This is a genomic window from Pseudomonas sp. 14P_5.3_Bac1, assembly GCF_025466135.1.
GTDB lineage: Bacteria > Pseudomonadota > Gammaproteobacteria > Pseudomonadales > Pseudomonadaceae > Aquipseudomonas.
Genome location: NZ_JANLOF010000089.1, coordinates 1 through 25,664, shown reverse-complemented (window position 1 = coordinate 25,664; position 25,664 = coordinate 1). Strand labels below are relative to the sequence as shown.

The 25,664-nt window shown below is 60.2% G+C and carries 23 protein-coding genes and 1 pseudogene; 16 read left to right on the top strand and 8 right to left on the bottom strand.

Annotation, left to right across the window (positions count from 1 at the left end; all coding sequences use genetic code 11):
* The first annotated feature begins 44 nt into the window (after positions 1-44).
* The 6 genes from odhB to NTD89_RS27630 all read left to right on the top strand — a co-directional run bounded on the left by odhB (position 45) and on the right by NTD89_RS27630 (position 7,766).
* Positions 45-1,277 carry a 2-oxoglutarate dehydrogenase complex dihydrolipoyllysine-residue succinyltransferase gene (gene odhB, locus NTD89_RS27655; RefSeq protein WP_262210685.1) on the top strand — a complete coding sequence of 411 codons (1,233 nt, stop codon included), beginning with the start codon at positions 45-47 and terminating at the stop codon, positions 1,275-1,277.
* Between the two features lie 99 nt (positions 1,278-1,376).
* On the top strand, positions 1,377-2,813 hold the full coding sequence (gene lpdA / locus NTD89_RS27650) for a dihydrolipoyl dehydrogenase (protein ID WP_106576739.1): 1,437 nt from the start codon (positions 1,377-1,379) through the stop codon (positions 2,811-2,813).
* 202 nt (positions 2,814-3,015) lie between these two features.
* Complete coding sequence (gene sucC / locus NTD89_RS27645; RefSeq protein WP_003233235.1) at positions 3,016-4,182, top strand: ADP-forming succinate--CoA ligase subunit beta; 1,167 nt, start codon at positions 3,016-3,018, stop codon at positions 4,180-4,182.
* The gene (sucD, locus tag NTD89_RS27640) at positions 4,182-5,063 is read left to right on the top strand and encodes a succinate--CoA ligase subunit alpha (RefSeq protein WP_003172813.1); all 882 of its coding nucleotides are present in this window, start codon (positions 4,182-4,184) and stop codon (positions 5,061-5,063) included. The genes sucC and sucD overlap by 1 nt, the downstream gene beginning before the upstream one ends.
* 433 nt (positions 5,064-5,496) lie before the next feature.
* On the top strand, positions 5,497-6,810 hold the full coding sequence (brnQ, locus tag NTD89_RS27635; RefSeq protein WP_262210684.1) for a branched-chain amino acid transport system II carrier protein: 1,314 nt from the start codon (positions 5,497-5,499) through the stop codon (positions 6,808-6,810).
* Positions 6,811-7,025: 215 nt separating this feature from the next.
* The gene (locus NTD89_RS27630) at positions 7,026-7,766 is read left to right on the top strand and encodes a DUF599 domain-containing protein (protein WP_262210683.1); all 741 of its coding nucleotides are present in this window, start codon (positions 7,026-7,028) and stop codon (positions 7,764-7,766) included.
* A gap of 102 nt (positions 7,767-7,868) precedes the next feature.
* Here NTD89_RS27630 and NTD89_RS27625 read toward each other — a convergent pair whose 3' ends face one another.
* Positions 7,869-8,126 (bottom strand): hypothetical protein, encoded by a 258-nt coding sequence (locus tag NTD89_RS27625; RefSeq protein WP_106576736.1) that lies wholly within the window; start codon positions 8,124-8,126, stop codon positions 7,869-7,871.
* A 158-nt stretch (positions 8,127-8,284) separates the two neighbouring features.
* Here NTD89_RS27625 and NTD89_RS27620 point away from each other — a divergent pair, with 158 nt between their 5' ends.
* The 4 genes from NTD89_RS27620 (at position 8,285) to NTD89_RS27605 (ending at position 11,998) form a co-directional block, all read left to right on the top strand.
* Positions 8,285-8,761 (top strand): PaaI family thioesterase, encoded by a 477-nt coding sequence (locus tag NTD89_RS27620; protein WP_262210681.1) that lies wholly within the window; start codon positions 8,285-8,287, stop codon positions 8,759-8,761.
* Positions 8,758-9,210, top strand: coding sequence for a PaaI family thioesterase (locus tag NTD89_RS27615; protein WP_106576734.1), 453 nt, complete (start codon positions 8,758-8,760; stop codon positions 9,208-9,210). The genes NTD89_RS27620 and NTD89_RS27615 overlap by 4 nt, the downstream gene beginning before the upstream one ends.
* Positions 9,211-9,299: 89 nt before the next feature.
* Complete coding sequence (gene htpG, locus NTD89_RS27610; RefSeq protein ID WP_242193697.1) at positions 9,300-11,204, top strand: molecular chaperone HtpG; 1,905 nt, start codon at positions 9,300-9,302, stop codon at positions 11,202-11,204.
* 65 nt (positions 11,205-11,269) lie between these two features.
* Entirely contained in the window at positions 11,270-11,998 is a 729-nt protein-coding gene (locus NTD89_RS27605; protein WP_145164974.1) for a dienelactone hydrolase family protein, read from the top strand.
* Positions 11,999-12,096: 98 nt separating this feature from the next.
* Here NTD89_RS27605 and NTD89_RS27600 read toward each other — a convergent pair whose 3' ends face one another.
* Together NTD89_RS27600 and NTD89_RS27595 are read right to left on the bottom strand one after the other, a co-directional pair.
* The gene (locus NTD89_RS27600) at positions 12,097-12,963 is read right to left on the bottom strand and encodes a pirin family protein (RefSeq protein ID WP_262210680.1); all 867 of its coding nucleotides are present in this window, start codon (positions 12,961-12,963) and stop codon (positions 12,097-12,099) included.
* Positions 12,964-13,027: 64 nt separating this feature from the next.
* The gene (locus NTD89_RS27595) at positions 13,028-13,444 is read right to left on the bottom strand and encodes an OsmC family protein (protein WP_145164970.1); all 417 of its coding nucleotides are present in this window, start codon (positions 13,442-13,444) and stop codon (positions 13,028-13,030) included.
* 141 nt (positions 13,445-13,585) lie between these two features.
* Here NTD89_RS27595 and NTD89_RS27590 point away from each other — a divergent pair, with 141 nt between their 5' ends.
* From NTD89_RS27590 to NTD89_RS29635, 3 genes and pseudogenes are all read left to right on the top strand, one after another.
* The gene (locus tag NTD89_RS27590) at positions 13,586-14,608 is read left to right on the top strand and encodes an amidohydrolase family protein (protein ID WP_262210679.1); all 1,023 of its coding nucleotides are present in this window, start codon (positions 13,586-13,588) and stop codon (positions 14,606-14,608) included.
* Positions 14,592-15,476, top strand: a pseudogene (locus NTD89_RS29640) (MCP four helix bundle domain-containing protein); the annotation flags it as partial. The gene NTD89_RS27590 and the pseudogene NTD89_RS29640, both read left to right, overlap by 17 nt.
* Positions 15,468-16,331, top strand: coding sequence for a methyl-accepting chemotaxis protein (locus NTD89_RS29635; RefSeq protein WP_410017234.1), 864 nt, complete (start codon positions 15,468-15,470; stop codon positions 16,329-16,331). The pseudogene NTD89_RS29640 and the gene NTD89_RS29635, both read left to right, overlap by 9 nt.
* A gap of 177 nt (positions 16,332-16,508) precedes the next feature.
* Here NTD89_RS29635 and fabB read toward each other — a convergent pair whose 3' ends face one another.
* The 5 genes from fabB to NTD89_RS27560 form a co-directional block, all read right to left on the bottom strand.
* Positions 16,509-17,729, bottom strand: a complete 1,221-nt coding sequence (gene fabB, locus NTD89_RS27580; protein WP_106576728.1) for a beta-ketoacyl-ACP synthase I — start codon at positions 17,727-17,729, stop codon at positions 16,509-16,511.
* Positions 17,730-17,740: 11 nt separating this feature from the next.
* Positions 17,741-18,256 carry a 3-hydroxyacyl-[acyl-carrier-protein] dehydratase FabA gene (gene fabA, locus NTD89_RS27575; RefSeq protein WP_003210552.1) on the bottom strand — a complete coding sequence of 172 codons (516 nt, stop codon included), beginning with the start codon at positions 18,254-18,256 and terminating at the stop codon, positions 17,741-17,743.
* A 249-nt stretch (positions 18,257-18,505) separates the two neighbouring features.
* Entirely contained in the window at positions 18,506-20,407 is a 1,902-nt protein-coding gene (locus NTD89_RS27570; RefSeq protein ID WP_145164964.1) for an ATP-binding protein, read from the bottom strand.
* Positions 20,404-21,333, bottom strand: a complete 930-nt coding sequence (locus NTD89_RS27565; protein ID WP_262210675.1) for an ABC transporter substrate-binding protein — start codon at positions 21,331-21,333, stop codon at positions 20,404-20,406. Before NTD89_RS27565 ends, NTD89_RS27570 begins: the two co-directional genes overlap by 4 nt.
* Before the next feature lies 1 nt (position 21,334).
* Positions 21,335-23,455, bottom strand: coding sequence for a TonB-dependent receptor plug domain-containing protein (locus tag NTD89_RS27560; RefSeq protein ID WP_315975622.1), 2,121 nt, complete (start codon positions 23,453-23,455; stop codon positions 21,335-21,337).
* 195 nt (positions 23,456-23,650) lie between these two features.
* Between NTD89_RS27560 and NTD89_RS27555 the strand changes: the two genes are divergently transcribed.
* The 3 genes from NTD89_RS27555 to sixA are packed head-to-tail and all read left to right on the top strand — an operon-like array spanning position 23,651 to position 25,480.
* Complete coding sequence (locus NTD89_RS27555; RefSeq protein ID WP_262210672.1) at positions 23,651-24,676, top strand: NAD(P)H-dependent glycerol-3-phosphate dehydrogenase; 1,026 nt, start codon at positions 23,651-23,653, stop codon at positions 24,674-24,676.
* Positions 24,677-24,686: 10 nt separating this feature from the next.
* The gene (locus NTD89_RS27550; RefSeq protein ID WP_119739584.1) at positions 24,687-25,034 is read left to right on the top strand and encodes a DUF4389 domain-containing protein; all 348 of its coding nucleotides are present in this window, start codon (positions 24,687-24,689) and stop codon (positions 25,032-25,034) included.
* Entirely contained in the window at positions 25,031-25,480 is a 450-nt protein-coding gene (sixA, locus tag NTD89_RS27545; RefSeq protein ID WP_242193686.1) for a phosphohistidine phosphatase SixA, read from the top strand. Before NTD89_RS27550 ends, sixA begins: the two co-directional genes overlap by 4 nt.
* Positions 25,481-25,664 lie beyond the last annotated feature (184 nt).

Below are 25,664 nucleotides of genomic sequence, written 5' to 3'. Positions count from 1 at the left end.
CGCCTTCGCGCTGACTGAAACCGAATTTTAAGGACCCACAGATAATGGCTATCGAAATCAAAGCCCCGTCATTCCCGGAATCGGTTGCCGATGGCACCGTTGCCACCTGGCACAAGAAACCAGGCGACGCCGTCAAGCGTGACGACCTGATCGTCGACATCGAGACCGACAAAGTCGTTCTGGAAGTGTTGGCTGAGGCTGACGGCGTACTGGGCGCAATCGTTGCCGAAGAAGGCGCTACCGTTCTGTCGAACCAGATCCTGGGCTCGATCGAAGAGGGCAGCGCTGCTGCTCCTGCTCCAGCCGCTGCCCCGGCCGCCGCTGCTGCCCCGGCTGCTTCGGCGCCAGCTGCACCCGCTGCTGCTGGCGAAGATCCAATCGCTGCCCCGGCTGCGCGTCAGCTGGCCGAAGAAAACGGCATCAACCTGGCGTCCATCAAAGGCACCGGCAAAGACGGCCGTGTCACCAAGGAAGACGTGGTGGCTGCAGTTGAAGCCAAGAAAAACGCTCCAGCTGCCGCACCTGCCAAGGCTGCTGCTCCGGCTGCCGCTGCGCCTGTGTTCGCCGCTGGCGACCGCACCGAGAAGCGCGTACCGATGACTCGCGTACGTGCCACCGTGGCCAAGCGCCTGGTCGAAGCACAGTCGAACATGGCGATGCTGACTACCTTCAACGAAGTCGACATGACCGAAGTCATGGCCCTGCGTTCGAAGTACAAGGACCTGTTCGAGAAGTCCCACAATGGCGTGCGCCTGGGCTTCATGTCGTTCTTCGTGAAAGCGGCCACCGAAGCGCTGAAACGCTTCCCGGCAGTCAACGCTTCCATCGACGGCAGCGACATCGTTTACCACGGCTATGCAGACATCGGCGTTGCCGTGTCCAGCGACCGTGGCCTGGTGGTACCGGTTCTGCGTAACGCCGAACTGATGAGCCTGGCTGAAATCGAAGGCGGCATCGCCGGCTTCGGCAAGAAAGCCCGTGACGGCAAGCTGACCATCGACGAGATGACCGGTGGTACCTTCACCATCACCAACGGTGGTACCTTCGGTTCGATGATGTCGACCCCGATCGTCAACCCGCCACAAGCTGCGATCCTGGGCATGCACAACATCATCCAGCGTCCGATGGCCATCAACGGCCAAGTCGTGATCCGCCCAATGATGTACCTGGCACTGTCTTACGATCACCGCCTGATCGATGGTAAAGAAGCCGTGACTTTCCTGGTGACCATCAAGAACCTGCTGGAAGACCCGGCTCGTCTGCTGCTGGACATCTAAAGACGCAGCGGCAAGTTGCGAGCTACAAGCTGTAGGAAAAAGCAGCTTGGCTTGCGGCTTGTCGCTTGAAGCTTGTCGCTGAATAGAGGAACTATTTTCATGTCGCAGAAATTTGACGTTGTAGTGATTGGTGCAGGTCCTGGCGGCTACGTTGCCGCTATCAAGGCCGCACAACTGGGCCTCTCGACTGCTTGCATCGAAAAATACACCGACAAGGAAGGCAAACTGGCGCTGGGCGGTACTTGCCTGAACGTAGGTTGCATTCCTTCCAAGGCGCTGCTGGACAGCTCCTGGAAATTCCACGAAGCCCAAAGCGGTTTCGCGATCCACGGCATCAACCATGCTGGCGTGACCATGGACGTGCCAGCAATGGTCGGCCGTAAAGCCAACATCGTTAAAGGCCTGACTTCCGGCGTTGCCACCCTGTTCAAGGCCAACGGCGTTACTTCCCTGCAAGGTCACGGCAAACTGCTGGCCGGCAAGAAAGTTGAAATCACCAAGCCGGACGGTTCGGTCGAGGTCATCGAAGCCGAGAACGTGATCCTGGCTCCAGGCTCGCGTCCAATCGACATTCCACCGGCTCCCGTTGACCAGAACGTGATCGTTGATTCGACCGGCGCCCTGGAATTCCAAACCGTGCCTAAGCGTCTGGGCGTGATCGGCGCTGGCGTCATCGGTCTGGAGCTGGGTTCGGTATGGTCCCGCCTGGGTTCTGAAGTGACCGTTCTGGAAGCCCTGGACACGTTCCTGCTGGCTGCCGACACCGCGGTGTCCAAAGAAGCGCTGAAAACCCTGACCAAACAAGGTCTGGACATCAAGCTGGGCGCCCGTGTTACCGGTTCCAAGGTCAACGGCGAAGAAGTCGTGGTGACCTACACCGATAAAGAAGGCGAGCAGACCATCACCTTCGACAAGCTGATCGTAGCCGTGGGTCGCCGGCCAGTGACCACCGACTTGCTGGCTTCCGACAGCGGCGTGAACATCGACGAGCGTGGTTTCATCCACGTTGACGATCACTGCGCTACCACCGTGCCTGGCGTGTACGCCATCGGCGACGTGGTGCGCGGCATGATGCTGGCGCACAAGGCGTCCGAAGAAGGCATCATGGTTGTCGAGCGCATCAAGGGTCACAAAACCCAGATGAACTACGACCTGATCCCGTCCGTTATCTACACCCACCCGGAAATTGCATGGGTCGGCAAGAACGAACAGCAGTTGAAAGCTGAAGGCGTTGAAGTTAACGTCGGCACCTTCCCGTTTGCCGCTTCTGGCCGTGCCATGGCAGCCAACGACACCGGTGGTTTTGTCAAAGTCATCGCTGATGCCAAGACTGACCGCGTATTGGGCGTCCACGTGATTGGCCCAAGCGCTGCAGAACTGGTTCAGCAAGGCGCGATCGGTATGGAATTCGGCACCAGCGCCGAGGATCTGGGCATGATGGTCTTCTCCCATCCGACCCTGTCTGAAGCGTTGCATGAAGCCGCGTTGGCTGTGAATGGCGGCGCCATCCACATCGCCAACAAGAAGAAACGCTAAGCGAGATAATAAGAAACCACGGCGGTTGCCCGTCGTGAGCCTTGCGCGCAAGACTCACCGCGGAATATCCGCTGGACGCAGTCTTGCGCAGCTTTACGGGCGTTAAGCCCTGCAAGTTGTGCAAGCAGCAGTCACAGGTGGCGCGGCACTCATAATGAGCGCAGCGCCGAATGCGCAGTACCTAACGAAGACGGTAAAAAGCATGAATCTTCACGAGTATCAGGGTAAGCAGCTGTTCGCTGAATACGGCCTGCCAGTATCCAAGGGTTACGCAGTAGACACCCCGGAAGCAGCAGCAGAAGCTTGCGACAAAATCGGTGGTACCGAGTGGGTTGTCAAAGCCCAGGTCCACGCTGGTGGTCGCGGTAAAGCGGGCGGCGTTAAGCTGGTTCGCAGCAAAGAAGACGCCAAGGCCTTCGCACAGCAGTGGCTGGGCAAGCGTCTGGTGACTTACCAGACTGATGCCAATGGCCAACCAGTCACCAAGATCCTGGTTGAATCGTGCACTGATATCGCTAAAGAGCTGTACCTGGGCGCTGTCGTTGACCGTTCGAGCCGTCGCATTGTGTTCATGGCTTCCACCGAAGGTGGCGTGGACATCGAGAAGATTGCTCACGAAACCCCAGAAAAAATTCTGAAAGCCACTATCGATCCACTGGTTGGCGCTCAGCCATTCCAGGGTCGTGAGCTGGCTTTCCAGCTGGGCCTGGAAGGCAAGCAAGTTGCCCAGTTCGCCAAGATCTTCGTAGGTCTGGCCAAACTGTTCCAGGATCACGATCTGGCCCTGCTGGAAGTGAACCCGCTGGTGATCAAGGCTGACGGCGATCTGCACTGCCTCGACGCCAAGATCAACATCGACGCCAACGCCATGTACCGTCAGCCTAAGCTGAAGACTTTCCACGATCCGTCGCAAGACGATCCGCGCGAAGCGCACGCTGCCAAGTTCGAACTGAACTACGTAGCGCTGGAAGGTAACATCGGTTGCATGGTCAACGGTGCTGGCCTGGCCATGGGTACCATGGACATCGTCAACCTGCATGGCGGCAAGCCAGCCAACTTCCTCGATGTGGGCGGCGGTGCTACCAAAGAACGCGTGACCGAAGCGTTCAAGATCATCCTGTCCGACTCCAACGTCGCTGCAGTATTGGTCAACATTTTCGGCGGCATCGTTCGTTGCGACATGATTGCCGAAGGCATCATCGGTGCAGTGAAAGAAGTCGGCGTTAAAATCCCGGTTGTTGTACGCCTTGAAGGTAACAACGCTGAACTGGGCGCTAAAGTACTGGCAGAAAGCGGTTTGAACATCATCGCGGCTACCAGCCTGACCGACGCTGCTCAACAAGTTGTCAAAGCTGCGGAGGGCAAATAATGAGCGTCCTGATCAATAAAGACACCAAAGTTATCTGCCAGGGTATTACCGGTTCGCAAGGTAGTTTCCACACCCAGCAAGCCATCGAGTACGGCACCAAGATGGTTGGCGGCGTAACTCCGGGCAAAGGCGGCACCGAGCACCTGGGTCTGCCAGTGTTCAACACCGTGAAAGACGCTGTAGCTGCAACTGGCGCCACCGCCAGCGTGATCTACGTTCCAGCACCTTTCTGCAAGGATTCCATCCTGGAAGCAGCATTCGGCGGCATCAAGCTGATCGTGTGCATCACCGAAGGCATTCCTACCCTGGACATGCTGGACGCTAAAGTTAAGTGCGACGAGCTGGGCGTAGTCCTGATCGGCCCTAACTGCCCAGGCGTGATCACTCCAGGCGAATGCAAGATCGGCATCATGCCAGGTCACATTCACTTGCCAGGCAAAGTCGGTATCGTTTCGCGTTCCGGCACCCTGACCTACGAAGCTGTGAAGCAAACCACTGACGCCGGTTTCGGTCAGTCGACTTGCGTCGGCATCGGCGGTGACCCGATCCCAGGCTCGAACTTCATCGACATCCTGAAACTGTTCCAGGAAGACCCGAAGACCGAAGCGATCGTGATGATCGGTGAGATCGGCGGTTCGGCTGAAGAAGAAGCGGCTGCCTACATCAAGGCACACGTGACCAAGCCGGTTGTTTCCTACATCGCTGGTGTGACTGCCCCTGCGGGCAAGCGTATGGGCCATGCTGGCGCAATCATCTCTGGCGGCAAAGGCACTGCAGACGAGAAATTCGCTGCACTGCAAGACGCAGGCGTTAAAACCGTGCGTTCGCTGGCAGACATCGGCAAAGCCCTGGCTGAGCTGACGGGTTGGGCTGTCAAGTAAGCCTCGCGCTTAGCTGACGCTTCACCCACACAAAGGCCACCTTCGGGTGGCCTTTGTGTGTTCTGGGGTTGCCTGAACGTGGCAGGTGGCCGCGCCAAATTGTGGGAGCCGGGCTTGCCCGCGATGGCATCACCCCCGGTTGTACTGACGCACCGAGGTGCCTGCATCGCGGGCAAGCCCGGCTCCCACATTGATTGTGTCAGGCTCAAAAGGTATGAAAACGCGACATTTGGATGTCGCTTATCGGACAGTTCGCCCCGCAACAGTGCGTTTGTCAGCCCAATTCTGTACTCTAGCCGCCTCTTTATGCGTCCGCATCCCAAAAGGAAGCCGCGCGCCAGATCGGTCGGTCCCCATAAGGACCGGCAGCAGTTCCCTCATCCACAGGGAATCCCTCTCTAAATTCCGATTCAGTAGTGTGGTATTTCCTGAAATGAAAGTGTTGAAAAGCCAGGATGTCCTGGCGTTAGGCTTTATGACTTTTGCCCTGTTCGTGGGCGCCGGCAACATCATCTTCCCGCCTATCGTTGGTTTGCAGTCCGGGCCTCACGTCTGGATGGCAGCGCTGGGCTTCCTGATCACCGCGGTCGGTCTGCCGGTGGTCACCGTCATCGCTTTGGCCAAGGTCGGCGGCGGTATGGACGCGTTGAGCAGCCCGATCGGCAAGATCGCCGGCGGCCTGCTCGCGGCGGCGGCGTACCTGGCGGTAGGGCCGCTGTTCGCCACCCCGCGTACCGCGACCGTTTCGTTTGAAGTGGGCCTGGCGCCGCTGACCGGCGAAAGCCCGCTGGCGCTGTTCCTCTACAGCTCGGTGTATTTCCTGGTGGTGTTCTTCGTGTCCCTGTACCCGGGCCGCCTGCTGGACACTGTCGGTCGCTTCCTGGCGCCACTGAAAATCATCGCCCTGGCCATTCTGGGCATCGCTGCATTTGCCCTGCCGGCCGGTAATGTCGGCGTTGCGACACCAGAATACGTGGCCGCACCGTTCTCTCAAGGCTTCATCAATGGTTACCTGACCATGGATACCCTGGGCGCGCTGGTGTTCGGGATCGTCATCGTCAATGCCATCCGTTCCCGTGGCGTCGAATCGCCACAGCTGATCACCCGCTACGCAATCATTGCCGGGTTAATTGCCGGCGTGGGCCTGGCGCTGGTGTACGTCAGCCTGTTCCGCCTGGGTTCGGGCAGCCATGCCGTGGCCGCCGGCGCGAGCAACGGTGCGGCGGTGCTGCACGCTTACGTGCAACACACGTTCGGCTCCCTGGGCAGCGGCTTCCTCGCCGTGTTGATCTCCCTGGCATGCCTGGTCACCGCTGTGGGCCTGACCTGCGCGTGCGCCGAGTACTTCAGCAAAATCCTGCCGCTGTCCTACAAGACGCTGGTAGTGATCCTGGCGCTGTTCTCGCTGTTTGTGTCCAACCTGGGCCTGACCAAGCTGATCGCCTTCTCGATTCCGGTGCTTACCGCGATCTACCCGCCGTGCATCGTGCTGGTGGCCCTGAGCTTCTGCAAAGACTTCTGGCTGGAGCAGGGCCGTATCGTTGGCCCGGTGATGCTGGTGTCGTTCATCTTTGGTTGCATCGATGCGCTCAAGGGCGCGGGCCTGGCCGATTGGTTGCCTGCCCAGCTGGCGCACCTGCCGCTGAGCGAGCAAGGCCTGGCATGGCTGGTGCCGTCGGTGATGACGCTGGTCGTTGCATTTGTGGTTGATCGCATGCTCGGCAAGCGTAGCGAAGCCATCGCGTAACGAGCGGTTTCACGCGGCATCGAAATGCCCCGTATCAATCGATACGGGGCATTTTTTATGCCTGTGAGACGACTACCCTCTAAAGTTGAAACGCGGTCGGTGTGGGAGCTGGTTGCCTGCGATTGCTGTATCGCCCGATCCAGCGCTATCGCAGGCAAGCCAGCTCCCACATTTTGACCCGCGTTCGTCTCCATCCATTGTGCATAAGGCCCCGCATGTCGTTCATCGAAACCAATCAGGTCCACCTGCTTGCCGCCCTCTGGTTCGTCCTGTGCTGGGGGGGTTACACCCGATACGCCACTTGGAAAGCCCGCGACACCGCCTGCCTGGCCAGCGTGCTGCATTTGTATCGCGAGGACTGGATGCGCCGCATGTTGCTGCGCGACAACCGCATCGCCGACGCCAGCGTGATCGGCAACCTGGAGCGCAACGCTTCGTTCTTCGCCTCCAGCACGTTGATCATCCTCGCCGGCATTCTTACCGTGCTCGGTGCGTCCGAGCGGGCGGTGTCGTTGCTGGCGGACATCCCCATGGTGCAGCAGGCGTCCCAGGGCATGTCGGAAATCAAGCTGCTGTGCCTGGCGCTGGTGTTCGTCTACGCGTTTTTCACCTTCAGTTGGTGCATGCGCCAGTACAACTTTGCCGCGGTGCTGGTGGGGTCGGCGCCGATGATCGGTGAGCGGCATGTGTCGGAGCAGGAGCGCAAAGCGTTTGCGCTGCGAGCAGCCAGGGTGATCTCGATGGCCGCCAACCAATTCAACTTTGGCCTGCGCGCTTATTATTTCGGCATGACCATGCTCGCCTGGTTTGTCAGCCCCTGGTTGTTCATGTTGATGAGCGGCGGGGTCGTGGTGGTGTTGTACCGTCGGGAGTTTCATTCCGACGTACTGCAGGTGATAGTCTATACCCCGACTGATACGCCGGCGTCCGAAGTGGCTAAAGACGCAGTGTCTTAACTAGGGCGTCCGGTTAGTCCAACTTTTAACCCACGGCTAAACAGCAGACAAAGAAAAGCCCGCTATGTAAGCGGGCTTTCTTTCGCAGCAATTGCCAGGCTATTAAGGCTTGGCAGGTGCTACTGGAGTAGCGGTACCGTCTTCTTTCGCTTTTTCAGCGTTTGCATCAGCCTGAGCTTTGGCAGCATCGGCGTTTTCTTTTGCAGCGTCGTTCACTTTATCCTGTGCTTTCGCCATGTCCTTCTGAGCTTGCTCAGAATGCGACTGTGCATCTTGGGCTTTGTCTTCGGATTTTTTATCGCAGGCAGCGAGGCCGAGGGCAGCGGCGAGCATCATGGAAATAGCTAAAGTCTTGCGCATGGGGTGTTTCTCCTTATTGAAGATATCTACTGGCCTTTCGAGCCTGGGGGGTCAGCATTAGTTCCTTTTATTCCCCAGATATATAAACACCGGTGATCAAGGAACTTTCAACCGCACGACATACTCCGCGGATCAACACTAATAAGAGTCTAGACCACATGACCGAAAATCCCCTGTTAGCCCGTGCCACGCGCTTTGTTTCGGCGCTGCGCCATTGCCGGGTGCTGGGCATCACCGTCCATGCTGCCAGCGACGAAGGCATGACGCTGTGCCTGCCTTACGGCCCGCATATCGTCGGTGATCCCCAGACCGGCGTGATTCACGGCGGCGCATTGACCTCCTTGATGGACACGGCCTGCGGCATGGCAACCCTGTGTGTATTGCCCGAGTTCGAGGTGTGCCCAACCCTGGACCTGCGCGTTGACTACATGCACCCCGCCGAACCGCACAAACCTGTTTATGGCTTTGCGCACTGTTACCGGGTGACCACCGACGTGATCTTCACCCGTGGTTTTGCTTATCAGGAGGACCCGCAACAGCCGATTGCCCATGTGGTGGGCACGTTCATGCGCATGGGCAAGCGCCTCAAGGGCACCCAAGGGCTGGGCAGCACCATCAAGGGAGAGCGGGCATGACACACCGATTCAAAACCCGCCTCGAACAGGCCCATGAGCGCGGTAACTATGAGGCGCTGCTCGACCTGATTCCCTACGCCAAGCTGATCGGCATTGAGTGCACGCGGCTGGGAGATGAATTGCTGTTTCGTATGCCGGCCAACAAGGACAACATTGGTAACCCGATATTGCCGGCGCTGCACGGTGGCGTGATTGCCGGGTTCATGGAGTTGTCGGCGGCGTTGCACCTGCTGGTGTTTACCGGCTCGCCCGGCATTCCGAAAATCATCGACTTTTCCCTCGATTACCTGCGTGCCGGCCAGTTTCGCGACACTTACGCCAAATGCCAGGTATGGCGCCAGGGCCGCCGAGTTGCCAATGTGGCGATCACCGCCTGGCAAAGTACCCCGGCCGAACCGATTGCCACCGCCCGCGCACATTTCAAGATTGAGGAATCGGCGCGCCCTTGAAATCCTGGTCTTAGCCCCCAACTTTGATGACAACCCGCCGCCAACCCTCAAGGGCGCGGCCACTGCCATCCAATTGGAGTTTGATGACCATGAGTGTGGAAACTCAAAAGGAAACCCTGGGCTTCCAGACCGAGGTGAAGCAGCTGCTGCACCTCATGATCCATTCGCTGTATTCCAACAAGGAAATCTTCCTTCGCGAATTGATCTCGAACGCCTCAGACGCTGTCGACAAATTACGTTTCGAAGCCCTGTCCAAGCCTGAGTTGCTGGAAGGTGGCGCCGAACTGAAAATCCGTGTGAGCTTCGACAAAGACGCCAAGACCGTCACCCTCGAAGACAACGGCATCGGCATGAGCCGCGAAGACGCGATCACCCATTTGGGCACCATCGCCAAATCCGGCACCGCCGATTTCATGAAAAACCTGTCGGGCGACCAGAAAAAAGATTCGCACCTGATCGGTCAGTTCGGTGTGGGCTTCTACTCGGCCTTCATCGTCGCCGACAAGGTTGAAGTGTTCAGCCGTCGCGCCGGCCTCGACGCCAGCGAAGGCGTGCACTGGTCCTCCAAAGGTGAGGGCGAGTTCGAAATCGCCACCATCGACAAAGCTGACCGTGGCACCCGCATCGTGCTGCACCTCAAATCCGGTGAAGATGAATTCGCCGACGGTTACCGTCTGCGCAACATCATCAAGAAGTACTCCGACCATATTGCTTTGCCAATCGAGCTGCCTAAAGAACAGGCGGCTGTCGAGGGCGAAGAGAAACCTGCCCAGGAATGGGAAGTGGTCAACCGTGCCAGCGCCCTGTGGACCCGTCCTCGCACTGAGGTGAAGGACGAGGAATACCAGGAGTTCTACAAGCACATCGCTCACGACTACGAAAACCCGCTGAGCTGGAGCCACAACAAGGTCGAAGGCAAGCTGGAATACAGTTCGCTGCTTTACGTACCGGCCCGTGCGCCGTTCGACCTGTACCAGCGTGAAGCGCCAAAAGGCCTGAAGCTGTACGTGCAGCGCGTGTTCGTGATGGACCAGGCGGAATCCTTCCTGCCGTTGTACCTGCGCTTCATCAAAGGTGTGGTCGACTCCAACGACCTGTCGTTGAACGTGTCGCGCGAAATCCTGCAGAAAGACCCGATCATCGACTCCATGAAGTCGGCGCTGACCAAGCGCGTGCTCGACATGCTGGAGAAACTGGCGAAGAACGAGCCAGAGCAATACAAGAGCTTCTGGAAAAACTTCGGCCAGGTCATGAAAGAAGGCCCGGCGGAAGATTTTGCCAACAAGGAAAAAATCGCCGGCCTGCTGCGCTTTGCGTCCACCCTGGGTGATGACGGTGAGCAGGTTGTGTCGCTGGCCGAGTACCTGGCGCGCGCCAAGGAAGGTCAGGACAAGATCTACTACCTGACCGGTGAAACCTACGCGCAGGTCAAAAACAGCCCGCACCTGGAAGTCTTCCGCAAGAAAGGCATCGAAGTGCTGCTGCTGACCGACCGTATCGATGAGTGGCTGATGAGCTACCTCAGCGAGTTCGACGGCAAAACCTTCGTCGACGTGGCCCGTGGTGACCTGGACCTGGGTAACCTGGACTCCGAAGAAGAGAAAAAAGAAGCCGAAGAAGTCGCCAAGGCCAAAGAAGGCCTGGTTGAACGAATCAAGACCGCCTTGGGCGATGCTGTCAGCGAAGTGCGGGTTTCCCACCGTCTGACCGACTCTCCGGCGATTCTGGCCATCGGCGAGCAGGACCTGGGCATGCAGATGCGTCAGATCCTTGAAGCCAGCGGTCAGAAGGTTCCGGATTCCAAGCCGATCTTCGAATTCAACCCGGCTCACCCGCTGATCGAGAAACTCGATGGCGAGCAAAGCGAAGAGCGTTTTGGCGACCTGTCGCACATCCTCTTCGACCAGGCGGCGCTCGCCGCTGGTGACAGCCTGAAAGACCCGGCCGCCTACGTGCGCCGACTGAACAAGCTGTTGGTTGAACTGTCGGTTTAACACCGTTGTAAAAAAACCCGCTTCGGCGGGTTTTTTCGTTCTACGCATCTCAACTGGAGTAAATGATGAGCCAAGTCACTGTGCGTTCCGTGGTCTATCAGATTGATGGCCAGTCTTATGAAAGCCGCCTGGCGTTCGATGCCAGCCATAAGGGCCCGCTGCCGGGTCTGCTGATGGCGCCGAACTGGATGGGTGTGAGTGCCGGTGCTGAAGAGATCGCCAAGAGCGTGGCTGCCAAGGGCTACGTGGTGCTGATCGCCGACCTGTACGGCCAAACCGTGCGCCCCTCCAATGGCGATGAAGCCGGCGCGGCCATGATGCCGTTGAAGAATGATCGCCCGCTGCTGAACAAGCGCATGCAGGCGGCCTTCGAGCAACTGCAAGGCCAGAGCGAGGCGGCGGTGGATACCTCCAGGCTCGCGACCTTTGGTTTCTGCTTCGGCGGTTGCTGCTCCCTGGAGCTGGCGCGTACCGGCGCCCCGTTGAAGGCCGCCGTGTCGTTCCACGGCACCCTCGACACGCCGAACCCGGCGGATGCGAAGAACATCAAAGGCGCGGTGTTGGTGCTGCACGGTGCGTCCGACCCCTTGGTGCCGAAAGAGCAACTGCCAGCGTTTGAAGATGAAATGAACGCGGCCGGTGTGGATTGGCAACTGCTGAGCTACGGCGGCGCCGTGCATTCCTTCACCGACCCGCACGCCAATGTGCCGGGCAAGATGATGTATGACGCGAAGACCGCTGCGCGGGCGTTCCAGTCGATGCATAACTTGCTGGATGAAGTGTTCAAGGGCTGAATCTTCGGCGCCTGTTAGGGCCTCATCGGGGGCAAGCCCCCTCCCACATTTTGAATGTATTCACAGTTCAAGTGCGGGAGGGGGCTTGCCCCCGATGGCTATCTCCCAGGCAACTCAATTCTTTCAGTTTCCCCCGGCACCGTCGGCCAATCCCCGGCCGCCCATCGTTGCCGCGCCTGTTCGATCATCGCCGGGTCGCTCGCGACAAAATTCCAGTTGATCCGCCGTGGCCCGTCCAGCGGCGCGCCGCCAAACACCACCAGGTGGCAATCACTTTCAGCGAACAGCGTCATTTCCTGCCCGGCAGGCAGGACAACCAGGCTATGCACTGCCAAGGCCTCACCGTCCAACTGCGCTTCACCCTCCAGCACATACACCGCCCGTTCCTCGTATTCATCCGGGATCAGCAGCGTCGTGGCCGTCTGCATCTGCACTTCGGCATACACGGTGGGCGAGAGCACCGGCACCGGCGATTTGAGGCAGAAGCCGGCGCCTGCGATCAGGCGAATCTGCACGCCCAGGTTGTCACTGATCGGTAAGCTCGCCGCCGCGTGATGGCTGTAATGCCCGGGTCCGGTTTCGTGGTCCTTGGGGGAGGCCAGCCACACTTGCAGCCCGTGCAGGCTTAATCCGTCGGCCTTGAGTGCCTCGGGCGTGCGTTCGACGTGGGCAATCGCGCTGCCGGCGGTCATCCAGCTGACGTCGCCGGCCTGCACCACCTGGTCCGAGCCGAGGCTGTCCTTGTGCTGCAGCGCGCCCTCAAACAAATACGTCAGCGTGGACAACCCGATATGCGGGTGCTGGCGGATGTTCATGCCGGTACCCGGCGCATAGCGCGTGAGCAGCATGTGATCGAAAAACACGAAAGGCCCGACGCTGCGGCATTCGCGCGACGGCAGCGGGCGCAGGATCGGCTGGCCCTCGACCTCTTCGGCGCGCGGGCGGATCACGGTGAGGATGGGCATGGTGCGTCCCTGTCTGAGCGGGTTGGATGACCAAGAGCATAACCCGCTCGACGGGAGGTTGGCGCTATTGGCTGAAAGCGCCTTCGGACAGTGTGGTCTCGATGGTGACGTCGGCGGTGGTCATCAGTTTGTGTACCGGGCAGCGATCGGCGACGTGGTGCAGCTCATCGCGCTGTGCGTCGGTGAGCACGCCTTTGAGGGTCAGCTTGACGTTGAGTTTGTATTTGCCTTTTTGCTCCTCGGTGCTGTCGTGGGTGACTTCCACGGTCACGCCGGTCAGCGGGATGTCTTTCTTCTGGGCGTAGAGCTTGACGGTCAAGGCCTTGCACGAGGCCAGGGCAGCATCGAAATAGTCGTGGGGGGAGGGCGCCGAGTCGTCGCCGCCCAGGCTCTTGGGCAGGTCGGTGAACAGTTCGTGGTTATTGATGTTCACACTGTGGCGAAAATTGTCGTGGTTCAGGGTGTTGACGGTAACAGGCATGGTGAACCTCACAAGGTTGGCAGGATGAAGGTCATGCAGTTATAGAACATGCTGGCACTTAGGTGTTCCGCGTTTTTTGGCCGATGAACCGTGGCGCAGGGCACACGGTCTACCCGTATTAGCCGATATTGAGGTTCTACCGTGCCCCTGACCCGCCTGAGTCTCGCCCTGCTGCTCGCCGCCGCCAGCGTTGCGGTGCAGGCGCGCGACTATGCCTACAGCGACGCGCACCTGCACTACGTGGATTTTTTCCAGGAAACGGCGGGCATGGATACATTGCTCAAGGCGATGGCCGACGCCCACATCGAACACGTGATGATTTCCGGTATTCCCGTCGCTAAAAAATGGCACGAAGACGAACCCAAGCGCCCGCGTTACTACGCCGGGGACGATGCCGATGCCTATTGGTACAGCGCCACTGACGTGATCGTTGCGGCTGCGGTGAACAAACTCACACCTGAGCAGCGTCGGCACTTTCACCCGTTTTTATCCGGCTTCAACCCTAACGACAAAAATTCCGCGGCCCATATCCAGCGCATGCTGGATCTCAACCCCGGGCTTTGGCAGGGCATCGGTGAGGTGTTCACGCGCCACGATGACCTCACGGCCTTGACCGCCGGCGACACCCCGCGCGCCAACAACGAAGCCATGAGGCGCATCTATCACCTCGCCGCCGAAAACGATCTGCCGGTGATGCTGCACGCCAACATTACCTCCAAGCGCGAGCGCAACCCGCTGTACCTGCCGGAGGTGGAAGAATCGCTGCGCAACCACCCGCACACCCGCTTTATCTGGGCCCATGCCGGCACCAGCAAAGAGATTCACCGTCATCAGGTGCAGATGGACTTTCTTCTGCCGACCTTGAACCGCCTGCTTGAGGCGTACCCCAATCTCTACATTGACCTGTCCTGGAGCATGCTCACGCCGTACTTGCTCGATGAAGCGGGCAAGCCTCGGCCCGAGTGGGTAGAGCTGGTAGAGCGCTTCCCGGAGCGTTTTATGCTGGGTTCGGATGTTGTAGGGCGCTTCAGCAAGCTCGGTAAGGAAATGCATCGCTTTGCACCCTTTCTCGACGCTCTGCCCGAGGAGGTAGCCCGCAAGGTAGCGCGAGACAACTTCCTGGCGGTTCTGCCGAAATCAGCTCGCGATGAGCAAGCACATTGATATCGCCTTTTCGTCTTACGCAATCTTGAACACGGGCCGATACCTTTCAGGAGACCCGCTGCAGGTGGATGCAGCGCATTTGGAAGGAATCCAGGCAATGAGTATGCGTAGTCTGAATATCGCCCCCCGCGCCGGTTTGGGCTTTGGCGTGCTGGCATTGATGGTGTTCGCCTTGGGCGGCTTTGCCCTGTTGCAGATGGCCAATATGCGCCAGCAGTCGGATCAGGTCGAAAACAACTGGTTGCCCAGCGTGATGGCGGTGGGGGAGATGAGCCAGGACCTGTTGCGTGTTCGTGCGCTGACCCTGCGCTTGCTGGTCAATCGTGACCCACAGGCGCTGGCGCAGAACGAGCAGAAACTCACCGAGCTCAAAAGTGGCCTGAACCGTGCGCAAACCCTTTATGAAGCGCTGATTGTGTTGCCCGAAGAGCGCACGCTGTTTGATCGCTTCAAGGCCGGGGAGCAGCAATACCTGCAGCGCCAGGAGCAGGTCATGACGTTCTCCAAGGCCAATCGGTTGGAAGACGCAATCAAGGTGGTCAACGGCGAGATGAATCAACTTGCCGATGAGATGGCCGGGACGCTGCACGACCTGGTGGCCTTGAACAAGGCCAGTGCCAATCAGGCTGCGAGCCTGGCGCAACGGGTGTTCGCTCAATCTCGCACTTGGGTGGTCGGCATGATCGTGGTCACCGCGCTGATCACCATCGGGCTGGCGGTGTGGCTGACTCGCAGTATCGTGCTGCCGCTGGCACAGTCGTTGAAAATCGCCCAGGGCGTGGCCAGTGGCGACTTGACGGGTGAGATCAGCGTGACGGGCAGCGACGAGCCGGCACGTTTGCAGCAGGCGCTCAAAGGTATGCAGGAGAACCTGCGCGACACCATTCGGCGCATTGCCGAATCGTCCAACCAATTGGCCTCGGCGTCCGAAGAGCTCAGTTGCGTCACCGAAGACGCTACCCGCGGCTTGCACCAGCAGAATCAGGAAATCGAGCAGGCGGCGACAGCGGTTAATCAGATGACGGCGGCGGTGGAAGAGGTGGCGAGCAACGCCGTGGCGACGTCACAAGCCTCGCGTGAGTCTGACCGCATTGCCCAGCAGGGGCGTGAACAGGTGCACCAGACGGTCGAGTCGATCGAGGCCCTGGCCACGGATGTGACCGCCAATGCGACCCAGGTCGAGGAGCTGGCGCAAAAGGTGTATGGCATCAGCAAAGTGCTGGATGTGATTCGCTCAATTGCCGAGCAGACAAATTTGCTGGCCTTGAATGCGGCGATTGAAGCGGCCCGCGCCGGGGACGCCGGGCGTGGGTTTGCGGTGGTCGCCGATGAAGTGCGGGCCTTGGCCCACCGCACGCAACAGTCGACCCAGGAAATCGAGCAGATGATCAGCGCAATTCAACAGGGCACCGATCAGGCCGTGAGTTCGATGCAGCAGAGCAATACGCGGGCACGGTCCACGTTGGGCATCGCCAAGTCGGCGGGCACGGCGCTGGAAGAGATTGCGTCGGCGTTTACGCTGATCAACGAGCGTAACCTGGTGATTGCCAGCGCGTCGGAGCAGCAGGCCGCGGTGGCGCGCGAGGTGGATCGCAACTTGATGAATATTCGCGATTTGGCGCATCAGACGTCGACCGGGGCGAATCAGACCAGTGCGGCGAGCCAGGAGCTGTCGCGGTTGGCGGTGGATCTGAACACGATGGTGGCGCGGTTTTCGGTGTAGGGCCGTAAACCGAGTTGACGCTATCGCAGGCAAGCCAGCTCCCACACTTTGATGTGTGACCACAGTCAAATGTGGGAGCTGGCTTGCCTGCGATGCGGCGACTCGGTCTCAAATCCAGCCACCCATAAAAAAGCCCCGAACCAGTCGGGGCTTTTTCACATGCTCAGCTTACAGGTCTTACTTACCCTGCCAGCGTTTCAGCACCAGGGTGGCGTTAGTGCCACCGAAGCCGAAGCTGTTGCTCATCACGGTGTCGATTTTTGCGTTCTCGACGGTCTTGGTCAGGATCGGCATATCGGCGACGACCGGGTCGATCTCTTCGATGTTGGCCGAACCGGCCATGAAGTTGCCTTCCATCATCAGCAGGCAGTAGATCGCTTCGTGAACGCCAGCGGCGCCCAGGGAGTGACCAGACAGGCTCTTGGTGGAGCTGATGGCCGGAGCCTTGTCGCCGAATACCGCACGCACGCCTTCCATTTCCTTGGCGTCGCCGACCGGGGTCGAAGTGCCGTGGGTGTTCAGGTAGTCGATTGGCGTATCCACGGTGGACATGGCCATCTGCATGCAACGGATAGCGCCTTCGCCGCTTGGCGCAACCATGTCGTAGCCGTCGGACGTGGCGCCGTAACCGACGATTTCCGCGTAGATCTTCGCACCGCGGGCCAGAGCGTGTTCCAGCTCCTCGACCACGACCATGCCGCCACCGCCGGCGATGACGAAACCGTCACGCTTGGCGTCGTAGGCGCGGGAGGCCTTTTCCGGGGTTTCGTTGTACTGGGTGGACAGCGCGCCCATGGCGTCGAACAGGAACGACTGGCTCCAATGCTCTTCTTCACCGCCGCCGGCGAAAACGATGTCTTGCTTGCCCAGCTGGATCTGCTCGACCGCAGTGCCGATGCAGTGAGCACTGGTGGCGCACGCGGAGGAGATCGAGTAGTTCACGCCCTTGATCTGGAACGGCGTGGCCAGGCAGGCCGAAACGGTGCTGCCCATGGTCCGCGTTACACGGTACGGGCCAACGCGTTTCACGCCTTTTTCGCGCAGGATGTCCAGCGCTTCCATCTGGTTGAGGGTCGATGCGCCGCCGGAGCCGGCGATCAGGCCGGTGCGTACGTTCGATACCTGGTCTTCGCTCAGGCCGGAATCGGCGATGGCGTCTTTCATGGCCAGGTAGGCGTAGGCGGCAGCGTGGCCGACGAAGCGATAGATCTTGCGATCGATCAGTTCTTCGAGGGGCAGGTCGATGGAGCCGGAAACCTGGCTACGCAGACCCATTTCGGCATATTCCGGGTTGAAGCGGATGCCAGGGCGACTTGCACGCAGGTTAGCGGTGACGGTCTCTTTGTCATTGCCCAGGCAAGAAACAATGCCCAGACCAGTGATAACGACGCGGCGCATGCGGATAACCCTTAAAAGTTGTCAGTGGAAGTGAATACGCCGACCCGAAGGCCTTCGGCAGTATAGATCTCGCGACCGTCGACAGTGACCGAACCATCGGCGATTGCGAGGTTCAGCTTGCCCTTGAGGACGCGCTTGATTTGAATGTTGTAGGTGACTTTCTTGGCGGTCGGCAGGACCTGGCCGAAGAACTTCACTTCGCCCGAACCCAGTGCCCGGCCGCGGCCCGGCAGGCCTTGCCAGCCCAGGTAGAAGCCGACCAGTTGCCACATGGCGTCGAGGCCCAGGCAACCTGGCATGACAGGGTCGCCTTCGAAATGGCAGGCAAAGAACCACAGGTCAGGGGTGATATCCAGCTCGGCGACCAATTCACCTTTGCCGTACTTGCCACCCTCTTCGCTGATATGGGTGATGCGATCCACCATCAGCATGTTCGGGGCGGGCAGTTGCGCGTTACCTGGGCCGAACAGCTCACCGCGACTGCAGCGCAGCAGGTCTTCCCGAGTAAAGGCGTTTTGTTTGGTCATGCGAGCTCCTCAATAATCCCATGCGGCAGGGTAGGGCAAATCTTCCCGAACCGAATGAAGCGTTCATGCCTCATGTCGGCAGCCTACACATAGACTATTGCGTTGTAGTGAAAGTCACAGCGTCAAGGCACTGAATGTACACTTGTTCACTGAAATTTTAAACCGAGCCTGTTTATAGGCCCGTTCGGGTGCCTAAGACTGCCGCACTTTCGTGTTTCACGCCAGTCGCAGTTGGTTGATGGCGCAGCGCTATTGCACCCAACGTTGCAGTATTTGCTGCAAATCCGTGCGTTTGAACGGCTTGGCCAGGTAATCGTTCATTCCGGCTGCCAAACAGGCCTCGCGATCGCCCTGCAACGCATTGGCGGTGAGCGCAATAATCGGCAGATTGGCGCAGCCGGGCAGTTGGCGGATCTGGCGGGTGGCTTCATAGCCATCGATCAGCGGCAAGCGGCAATCCATCAGAATGGCGGTAAATATCAGGCTCTCGGCACTGCGGATCGCCTCGGCGCCGTCGGTGGCCAGGCTCACTTCAAAGCCCAGGCTGCGCAACATGGCTTCAACCACGGTGCGGTTGACCGGGTTGTCTTCCACCAGCAGCACGTGGCGGCCGTTACCGGCGCTGGTTTTGCCTTCGGCATGCAGGTCAATGGTCGGCAGGCTTTGCTGGTCGATGGCCAGCGGAATTTCCAGGGTAAACACCGAGCCACGGCCTTCTTCGCTCTGGGCGCGCAGCGTGCCGCCCATGCGTTCGGCGAGGGTGCGGGCGATCGGCAGCCCCAGCCCGGTGCCGCCGTAACGTCTTGAAATGGAACTGTCGGCCTGCTGGAACGCATCGAACATCAGTTCAAGACGCTCGGCGGAAATGCCGATGCCGCTGTCGCGCACGGTGCAGGTGAACCACACCAATTCATGGTCGAGGGTTTGCCAGTGAGGCTCGACGGTGACCGTGCCATGCTCGGTGAACTTCAGCGCGTTGCCGATCAGGTTCACCAGGATCTGCCGGATCCGCGTCGGATCGCCCTGCACCCGCAAGGACTCCATGCCCGCCGGAATCGGCAGCGCCAGCGCCAGGCCGCGTTGCTGGGCGCTGTGCTGGAAGGCCTGGGCGCAGCTGCTGATCAGGTCCGCCAGATTGAACGGGATATGCTCCAGCTCCAGCGCGGCGCGCTCGATGCGCGAGAAGTCGAGGATGTCGTTGATCACTTTGAGCAAGTGTTCGGTGGACTCGGAGGCCAGCGCCGCGTACTCGGTCTGCTCCTCGGTCATCTCGGTGGTTTCCAGCAGTTGCAACATGCCCAGCACGCCGTTCATGGGCGTGCGCAGCTCGTGGCTCATCATCGCCAGGAAGTCCGACTTGGCATTGTTCGCGCGCTCGGCTTCTTCGCGGGTCTGGATCAACTGGGCCATGGCCTGGTGCTGCTCGCGGCTGGCCTGGTTGAGGCCCTCGGCGAGGTTGTTGATATGGCGCGACAGGTCACCGAGCTCCGAGTCGTCGACGATCGGCAGCGGCGTCTTGTAGTCGCCTTGCTGGATCGCTTTGACCGCGTGGCCCATGGCGCTGATCGGCTGCGACAGGCTGGCGGCCAGGCGCCGTGCGAGCAGGAAGGTAAACAGCAGGGCGAACAGGGCGAGAATCCCGGCCTTGAACAGAATCTCCTGTTGGCGCTGGCTGAACGCGTCGTTGGACATGCCGACGATCACCCGGCCCAGGTAATCCGCCCGCGGCGCCTTGGGTTCGTTGAGGTTGTCCTGGAAAAAGTCATTGCCCAGCTGGATATGTTGCAGACGGATAGGTGCCTGGAACACTTTCACCGACAGCGAATGGTCGTGCTTTTCCGACGGCTGTTCGACGTACAAGAGGATTTTCTCGGTGCTGTCCTGAATCTCCAGGAAGCGCACGTGCGGCGTGGCCAGTGTCGCGCGCAGCAAGCTATCGAGCACATCGATGTTGCCGGAAATCACGCCGTATTCGGTGGCGGGGGCCAGTTGGTTGGCGATGAGCTGACCGGTGTGGTCCAGCTCCTGGCGCAAATCCTGAATACGCACGAAGGTAAAGAAGCTGATCAGCAGCAGGGTCAGCAACAGCGCCGGGCCCAAGGTGATGAGCTGGGTGCGGGTATTGATGTCCCAACGACGACGCAAGGTCATGGGCGTTTTTCTCCTTCGGCCAGTCCGGCGGCGACGGCGACTTCGTCAACCTGTTCGATGCCCAGTGAGCGCGCGACTTGCGGGTTGCCCACGACTTTGAAGTGTTCCGGGTACAACGTGCGTGGCCAACTGGCCGGCGGGTGGTTCAGCAGTCGGTCGAGCACGTCGAGCCAGTCAGCCTGGTCGCTGTAGGTGCTGGCCAGGCTGCCGGCCTTGACGAACCCGGCATTGGGACCCACCAGCGGCAGTTGCTGGGCATAGCTGCTGAGCAACAGGTTCTTCACGGTCTTGGGGTTGTACAACTGCGGGTCGTCAAGGCCGAGCAACACATCACTGTTCTTGAACAGGTTCAGCAAGGGGCGACTGTCATTAATGTTGTCCCAGCGCTGCGGCACAATTTCCAGCCCCATGGGCGCCGCATACTGACGCAGCTCCTGCAGCAGGAATTCACTGTCGATGCCGTAAAGCACGCCGATGCGTCGGTATTGGGGCAGGATTCTGGCGATCAGCCTCAACTGGCGTTCCAGCGGCGGGTCGCTCCACAACAGGCTGATTCTGGCCGGATGTGTGCTGCCCAGCCGCTGGCGAGCTTGCAGGCGGCTGATGCGCAGCACCAGGGTCGGCGGGCCCTGGGCATCCTGCAGGCGCCAGTCAAGACCGGGCAGGTCCAACAGGATCAGGCGGGTGCTGGCTGGCAACTGGCTCGGCGCCGGCAAGTCTTTGAGCGGGGTGAAGGTCACATGGTCGTCGGGGCGGCGCTGGGCAAGGGCCTGGGCGAAGGCCTGGACGCCGGCACCGTCTTCGGCGGCGGTCAGCAGGATGTCGGCGCTCCACACCGGCGCACTCAGCAGCAGGCACGCCAACAGCACGCCTCGCCGCCAGAGCCGGGGTAAAAACCGCAGGATCATCCGTGACTGATCACCCATGTCAGAACTCTAACTCCGCGCTGAAGTAGAGCACGTGGCGACTGTCGTAATTGTTGTCGGCCCAGGTGGTGGGCTGGTTATCGAGGCGTTGTTGCAACATGCCGGCCAGCTCCACATTGGCGTTGCCCAAGGCAATGCGCTTGGCCACCCGCAGGTCGACCCGTTCGAAGCGATACCTGTTGAGCGCGTCGTCGCCATAGTAGAACAACGCGCTGGACCAGCCCTGGCCCCATTCACGCAGCCAGCCGGCCGAGCCGCTGTTGCGTGCGGTTTGTGCCTTGTCCAGCGGGTTGCTTGAAGCGGCGTCGACGTAAGCATAGGTCAGCCGCAGGCGGTCGGCGTTGCTCATGCGCCAGTCGAACTGCGACTCGGCGCCGGTAAACCGTGCGCTGTTGGCGTTGCTGGCAATGTATTGGTTGTTGCGCAGTGGCGAGCTGATCATGTCGGTGATTTCGTCGTAGAACAGTTTCACGTCGACATTCAGCCCAAGGTCGGCAAAGAAGCCGTTGTAGCCCAGCTCGCGCGAGCGCATCAACTCTTTATCGAGGTTGCCGGGGCCGCGAGTTACCACAAAATATTGCCCGGAGTTTTGCCCATAGGCCGGGGAGCTGAGATTGGTGACGCGATAGCTCCAGTTGACGTTGTTCTCGAACATGTCCGGCGAGCGAATCGCTTCGGAATACACCGCGCGCAGGCCGTGGCGCGGGTTGATCAAATAATTGACCGCCACCCGCGGCGTCAGCGAGTTGCCGCTCAAGTGGGTGTCTTCGTACATCGCGCCACCTTGCAGCAGCCAGTGTTCGCTGGCGCGCCATTCCAGGTGGCCGAACAGGCGCCAGGTGGTGTCGTCGAGGGTGCCGTTGAAGTAAGTGTCGGAATCGGCGCGGTCGTAGCGGTAGTTCATGCCGCTGACCAGGCGCAGGCTGTCGGACAGGCTCAGGGTGTCCTGAAGCTCAATGTCATAGCGGCTTTCGCGGGTGCTTTGGTCGATATTGCCGCACACGCTCTGGCTGGCACCCTGGCGCCACTGGTCCAGCACCTGGTTGCCGAGTGCTTGTTCGGCGGCGGTGCCGGACGGGGCCGTGCCCTTGCTGTAGATGTCCATGTGGCGGGCCAACTGCTCGGCGTAGTTGGGGTTGAGCTGCCACAGTTGGGTCAGTTCCGGGCTGAACGACACCTTGGCGTCACAGGCTTTCCAGACCTGCTGGCGGTCCCATTGCTGGGCTGATCCCTGGATATACAGGCTGTGTTCGGGGTTGAACTCGACGTTCCAGCGCACGGAGCCGGCGTAGTCCTTGGCCGTTACGTCGGAATTGGTGCCACCTTCGGTAATCCCGGCGAATACCGGGGTGTAGGTGTAAGGGCGCTGGTTGCTGCCTTCCTTGGCGTCGAGTTGCAAATCGAGGCTCTGCTGCGCGTTCAGGGTCTGGTTCACCGCCAGGCTGAAACGGCTGAGGCGGCGGCTGTCACGGCGGTCGGCGCCGACGGCGTCGCTGTCAAAACCATCGTCCTGTTGCCCGGACATCGACAGGCGCAAGTCACCGGTTTCCCAGCCCATGCCCTGGCTGGCATAGAAGTCGTCGACCCCACGTTCGCCACGGATCACTTTGACCCGCGAACCGTGGCTGTTGGACGGCGAGCGCGTGAGGATATTGACCACCGCCATCAGCGCATTGGCGCCATAGCTGACTGTGTTGGGGCCGCGAAACACCTCGATACGCTCGATGTCTTCCATCGCCACCGGAATATCGCTCCAGTCCACCGTGGCCAGGCCCGCGCGGTACACCGAACGCCCGTCGATCAACACCTGCATGCGCCGCGCATCGCTGGCGCTGGTGCCGTGGTAGTTCACCGCCGCCTGGTTGCCGGTGGTGTAGCCGACCATCATCCCCGGCACCAGCCGCAGCAACTCGGCGATGTCCCGCGCGCCGCTGGCCTTGATCAGCTCGCTGTCGATTACGGTCATGCTGCCGGGCACGGCGGCGGCCGATTGCTTGAGACGCGTGGCCGTCAGCACCTGTGGCAGCGGCTGACTGTCCAGAAACAGGTCATCCGCCACGGCAGGCACACTGCACAACAGCATCAACCATAGAGATGAGCGAGGAGGAGGGCCCAGATACACGGCACGGCCTTGATAATTACGGATAGCCGCCCATGTTAACTGAGGTGGGGCCATTTGCCAGTCGTGGCCCGCGCAATTACTTCACCCAACGGTGGCATTTTCCGACAAGCGCGGGAATTGATACGGGGGCTGGCCGCAAGCGGGTCGCCCCGTATAATGCCGCCATCGCCACTGGTATGGATTAACGGATTGCATATGACTGAACAGCGCCCTATTGCGGTCCTGGGAGGCGGAAGTTTTGGTACCGCCGTGGCAAACCTGCTGGCCGAGAACGGCCACGCGGTGCGCCAATGGATGCGCGATCCCGAGCAGGCCGAGGCCATCCGCGTTCATCGGGAAAACCCCCGGTACCTTAAAGGCATCAAGATTCATGCGGCGGTCGAACCGGTGACCGATCTGCTGGCCACGCTGGCTGAATGTGACCTGTGCTTTGTCGCACTGCCTTCGAGCGCCTTGCGCTCAGTGCTGGCGCCTCACGCCGAACGCCTGGCGGGCAAGCTGCTGGTCAGCCTGACCAAGGGCATCGAGGCGCACACCTTCAAGCTGATGAGCGAAATCCTCGAAGATATCGCCCCTCAGGCGCGCATTGGCGTGCTGTCCGGGCCGAACCTGGCGCGGGAAGTCGCCGAGCACGCGCTGACGGCCACCGTGGTCGCCAGTGAAGATGAGGAGTTATGTGAACGCGTCCAGGCGGTGTTGCATGGCCGCACCTTCCGCGTCTATGCCAGCGGCGACCGCTTTGGTGTCGAACTGGGCGGGGCGCTGAAAAACGTCTACGCGATCATCGCCGGCATGGCCGTGGCCCTGGGCATGGGCGAGAACACCAAGAGCATGCTGATCACTCGCGCGCTGGCAGAGATGACCCGCTTTGCGGTGAACCAGGGCGCCAACCCGATGACTTTCCTGGGCCTGGCAGGCGTGGGTGATTTGATCGTGACCTGCTCGTCGCCGAAAAGCCGCAACTACCAGGTCGGTTTCGCGCTGGGCCAGGGCTTGAGCCTGGAAGACGCGGTCACGCGCCTGGGCGAAGTTGCCGAAGGCGTCAACACGCTTAAAGTGCTGAAGGCCAAGGCTCAGGAAGTCGGCGTGTATATGCCGCTGGTCGCCGGGCTGCACGCGATCCTGTTTGAAGGGCGCACCTTGAACCAAGTCATCGAGTTGCTGATGCGCGCCGAGCCCAAGACCGATGTCGACTTTATTTCCACCAGTGGTTTCAACTGAGGAACGCGCCATGAACGATCCCAAAGCGGCCCCGAAATACGAGTCCATTCTCCTGCGTATCCTGTGGATGCTGGTGTTTGCCCTGGTGTGGCAAGTCGCGCAGTTCCTGCTGGGCGCGCTGGTGGTGGTGCAGTTGGTGTATCGCCTGGTCTACGGCGCGCCGAACCTGGGCCTGATGAATTTTGGCGACAGCCTCAGCCAGTTCCTCGCGCAGATCGGTCGTTTCGGCAGCTTCCACACCGAGCAGAAACCCTGGCCCTTCGCCGATTGGCCAACCCCGCGTGCACCCGAGGGTGAAGCCGCCCACAGCGTGCCGCCGGCGCCGCACCCGGTGCGTGATGAAGAGCCAAAGCTGTGAAGCTGTGGATTTTGCGTCACGGTGAAGCCCAAGGGCATGCGCGCACCGACGCCGAGCGCAACCTCACCGAGCATGGCCGCGGCGAAGTGTTGCGCAGTGCCGCGCACCTGATCGGCCAGCCGATCAGCGCCATCCTCGCCAGTCCGTATGTGCGTGCGCAGCAAACTGCCCACTTGGTGCGTGACGCCTTGGGGTTTGAGCCGCAGATTCGTACCGTGCCGTGGTTGACGCCTGACAGCAGTCCGTTGCAGGTCTTGGAAAAGCTCGACACCGATGACAACGTGCTGCTGGTCAGCCATCAGCCGTTGGTGGGCAGCTTGATCAGCTTTTTGCAGCATGGTCATCTGCGTCAGCCGCAACCGATGCACACTGCCAGCCTTGCGGAGCTTGAGGGGGATTTTCCGTTGGCGGGGTTGATGAGTTTGGTTGGTGTTAAGAACCCTTAGGGTCGGGGTGCATGTCCGTTGCTGCGGTAACGGCTTCGTAGGGTTCCGCTCTTACTGCGGGTCACTTTTGGCAAACGCCCGGAATGCCGGCCCAGCCAAAAGTAACCAAAAGGTCTGTGCCCCACTCGGCACCTCGCCTGGGCTCGGCCAGCGTGTATCTGTTGCTGAGATCCAAATGTGGGAG